At 70.6% G+C, this 3,902-nt stretch carries 3 protein-coding genes and 1 pseudogene; 2 read left to right on the top strand and 2 right to left on the bottom strand.

Annotation, left to right across the window (positions count from 1 at the left end; all coding sequences use genetic code 11):
* Positions 1 to 254, bottom strand: a pseudogene (locus tag AC1DY5_RS45790) (DUF3108 domain-containing protein); the annotation flags it as partial.
* 99 nt (positions 255 to 353) lie between these two features.
* On the opposite strand from AC1DY5_RS45790, the gene AC1DY5_RS45785 reads away from it, so the two are divergent.
* Positions 354 to 1,370: a fumarylacetoacetate hydrolase family protein gene (locus AC1DY5_RS45785; protein ID WP_478121024.1), complete on the top strand. Its 1,017-nt coding sequence runs from the start codon at positions 354 to 356 to the stop codon at positions 1,368 to 1,370.
* A 7-nt stretch (positions 1,371 to 1,377) separates the two neighbouring features.
* On the opposite strand, the gene AC1DY5_RS45780 is transcribed toward AC1DY5_RS45785, so the two are convergent.
* Positions 1,378 to 2,154 carry a LuxR C-terminal-related transcriptional regulator gene (locus AC1DY5_RS45780; RefSeq protein WP_478121023.1) on the bottom strand — a complete coding sequence of 259 codons (777 nt, stop codon included), beginning with the start codon at positions 2,152 to 2,154 and terminating at the stop codon, positions 1,378 to 1,380.
* Positions 2,155 to 2,228: 74 nt separating this feature from the next.
* Here AC1DY5_RS45780 and AC1DY5_RS45775 point away from each other — a divergent pair.
* A partial coding sequence (locus AC1DY5_RS45775) for an FAD-dependent monooxygenase (protein WP_478121022.1) occupies positions 2,229 to 3,902 on the top strand: 1,674 nt, incomplete at its 3' end.

Here is a 3,902-nt window from a genome sequence, read left to right as displayed (position 1 = left end):
GGCCGGGGCAGCGGCGGCGCCTTGGCCGCCGGTGTTGCGGCGGCGGGCTCCGGATGCGGCGCCGGCGGCGGCGCGATCACGATGCTGCGCGTGATGAAGGTGTTCGCCAGCGGCGAGGGGCGCTCTCCGGTGAACGGCGGCGCCAGCCCCAGCAGCGCCAGGTGCACCAGCGCCACGACCGCGGTCAGCAACGCCAGCCCGCGCCAGGGCGGGCGCGGAAAGTCGGGGGCATCGGGCAGGGGGGCGGAGGGCATCGAGGATGGAGCGGACGCCGGCCCAGAGGTTCACCTCGGTACACTGCCGCCCGTCCAACCAGTTTAGTAGCGATGCCGCGCCGGCATCCGCCGCCACCCATGAAACTCGCCACCCTCAAAGACGGTTCGCGCGACGGCCAGCTCGTCGTCGTCTCGCGCGACCTCGCCAGCGCCCACTACGCCACCGGCATCGCCAGCCGCATGCAGCAGGTGCTCGACGACTGGGGCTTCATGAGCCCGCAGCTGCAGGATCTCTACGACGCGCTGAATGCCGGTCGGGCCCACCACGCCTTCCCCTTCGACCCGGCGCAGTGCATGGCGCCGCTGCCGCGCGCCTACCAGTGGGCCGATGGCTCGGCCTACCTGAACCATGTCGAGCTGGTGCGCAAGGCGCGCAATGCCGAGGTGCCCGAGAGCTTCTACACCGACCCGCTGATGTACCAGGGCGGCAGCGACGACTTCATCGGTCCCTGCGATCCGGTGGTCGTCGCCAGCGAGGCCTTCGGCATCGACTTCGAGGCCGAGATCGCGGTGGTCACCGGCGACGTCAGGATGGGCGCCACGCCGGCCCAGGCGCTCGACGGCATCCGGCTCGTGATGCTGGCCAACGACGTGAGCCTGCGCAACCTGATCCCGGCCGAGCTGGCCAAGGGCTTCGGCTTCTTCCAGAGCAAGCCGGCGACCGCCTTCAGTCCGGTGGCGGTGACGCCGGGCGAACTCGGCGAGGCCTGGCAGGGCGGCCGCGTGCACCTGCAGCTGCAGAGCAGCTGGAACGGCCGCAAGGTCGGGATGTGCGACGCCGGCGAGGAGATGACCTTCCACTTCGGCGAGCTGATCGCGCACATCGCCAAGACCCGCAACGTGCGCGCCGGCACAATCGTCGGCAGCGGCACCGTGAGCAACAAGGGCGTCGAGAAGAAGGGCCGGATGGAATGGCCCAAGGGCTACAGCTGCATCGCCGAGAAGCGCTGCATCGAGACCATCCAGGACGGCCAGCCCAGCACCGAGTTCATGAAGTACGGCGACACCATCCGCATCGAGATGAAGGACCGCGACGGCCTGTCGGTTTTCGGCGCGATCGACCAGGAAGTGGTGACGCCGGCGGCGGCGCGGTAACCGGTGCTCAGCCCGGCACCCCGCGCAACAAATCCTTCAAACCCCGAATCCCCAGCCGCCGGAACGCCCTGTATTGGTGCGTGCGCACCGTCGTCAGTTCGATGCCGATCTCGCGCGCCGCCTCCTTGGCGGTCTTGCCGGCCAGAAGGTGGCCGACCACCTCGCGTTCGCGCAGGCTCAGCCCCAGCAGGCGCGAGGCCAGCGCCGGTTCCGCCGCCTCGCGGGCAGCGACCGCGCTGCGGCCGTGGGCGGCGGTGGCGTCGGCCAGCAGCGCGGCGTGGGTTTCGAGCAGCGCGAAGTCCGCCGGCCCGAAGTCGGGCTGGGCCAGACTGCGGTAGAAGCTCACGGCGGCGCGCTGGCCGCTCGGCAGCAGCAGCAGCACCGAGGCGCGCTCGCGAATGCCGACATCGCCATAGCAGGCGGCCCGGTAGGCCGGGTCTTCGACCTCTTCGGCGCGATGGTGGCCGAGCCAGAGTTGCGGACGCTTCGGCAGCTTGCGTCCGGCTAGCCAAGCCATGTGCGGATCGAGCCGGTCGAAGCGCTCGGCGACATAGCGTTCGGCGGTGCGTTCCGCCGTATTGCCATAGCTGCTGGCCGCCGAGATGGTTTCGATGCGGCCGTTGGCGCCGGCCGCGAACACGGTACAGAAAGTCACCGGCAGCACCTCGTGCATGGCCGCCAGGTAGCTCGCGGCCAAGTGCGCCGTGCCGATCCCGGCCAGCACGCGGCTGACGACCGGCGCCGCCAGGGCCCCGCTGTCGGCACGCACGGGCCAACGCTTCATTGCAATCCTAGGGTAATCACTTCGTACGAAGTTATGACACAGCCGTTGCAGGCGCATCCGGACAATCCCCTTCCATGAACACCACTGCCGTGATTCCCCCCGCCGCCCGGGCCGGCGACGCCGCCACCGGCCCTCTGCCACCGGAGGCCGCCGAGCTGCCGCCTTCTGTCGGCGCCTTCCACTACACGCGCTTCGCGCCCTGGCTGCCGCCGCTGGCGCAGGGCGTCGAGCCCGGCCGCCACCCGGTCGTGATCGCCGGCGGCGGGCCGGTCGGCATGTCGCTGGCGCTCGGGCTTGCCAACCATGGCGTGCGCAGCGTGATCCTGGAGGCCGACGACACGGTCTGCGTCGGCAGCCGTGCGGCCTGCATCTCGCGCCGCAGCCTGGAGATCGTCGAGCGCCTCGGCGCGCTGCCGGCCTTCCTGGCCAAGGGCCTGCCCTGGACCGGCGGCCGCAGCTTCTATAAGACCGAGGAGGTGTTCCGCTTCGAGATGCCGCACGACGAGCGGCAGAAGCTGCCGCCGATGATCAATCTCGAGCAGTACTACATCGAGCAATACCTGCTGGACGAGATCGTCCGCCGCAACGCCTCGGCGCCGGGCCTGATCGATATCCGCTGGGGCAGCACGCTGACCGGATTCACGGAGGAGCCGGATGGCCTGCTGCTGTCGGTGCGCAATGCGCTCGGGGACTACGCCCTGCGCGGCCAGTGGCTGGCGGCCTGCGACGGCGGCCAGAGCTTCGTGCGCAAGACGCTCGGCCTCGAGCTGGTGGGCACCGGCTACGAGGGCCGCTACGTGATCATCGACATCGAGCTGCACAGCACGCATCCGACCGAGCGCCGGGCCTGGTTCGACCCGCCGTGGAACCCGGGCTCGACCGTTCTGATGCACAAGCAGCCCGACGACATCTGGCGCATCGACTACCAGCTGCGCGCCGGCCAGAGCACCGAGGAGGCACTGCAGCCCGCGGCGGTGCAGGAGTTCGTGCAGCGGCATCTTGATGCCATCGGCGAAGGCCACCTGCCCTGGCACACGGTCTGGACCTCGGTCTACCGCGCCGGCGCGATGACGCTGGAGAGCTATCGCCACGGCCGCGTGCTGTTCGCCGGCAATGCCGCGCATGCGATGCCGATCTTCGGCGTGCGCGGCCTCAATTCGGGTCTCGACGACGCCGACAACCTGGCCTGGAAGCTCGCGCTGGTGGCGCGCGGCGTGTCCGACGCCTCGCTGCTCGACAGCTATTCGCAGGAGCGCATCGCGGCCTTCCACATCAACGCCGAGAACGCGATGCGCAGCACTGAGTTCATGTCGCCGCCTTCGCGCGGATTCGACCTGCTGCGCGAGGCCGCGCTGTCGCTGTCGGGTGCGCACCGCGGCATCGCCAACCTGATCAATCCGCGCCAAACGGAGGCCGTGGGCTATGCGGGATCGGCGCTGTCGAGCGAGGGCGACGACCTGGCGGCCGGCCCATGCCCCGGCGAGGCGATGCCCGAGCAGGCGCTGGCCGATGGCGCGCACCTCACGAATCGGATCGGACCCGCCTTCACCGTGCTGCTGCTGAAGCTCCCGCAGGCGGAAGGCGGGCTGCGCGCCGAGGTTGTAAAGGCTCAGGCCGGCCCGCTGCCGGTCGCGCTGTGCGAACTGTCGCCGGACGATGCCGAGCCGCAGGTGTTCGCGGCGCTCGGCGCGCAGCAGGGGGCCGTCTACCTGCTGCGTCCCGACGGCCACGTGGCCGCACGCTGGCGC

It is taken from the genome of Variovorax sp. P4_D9 (assembly GCF_056401695.1).
The sequence above is the reverse complement of the archived record's forward strand: the minus strand, read 5'-3'. Positions and strand labels throughout refer to the sequence as shown.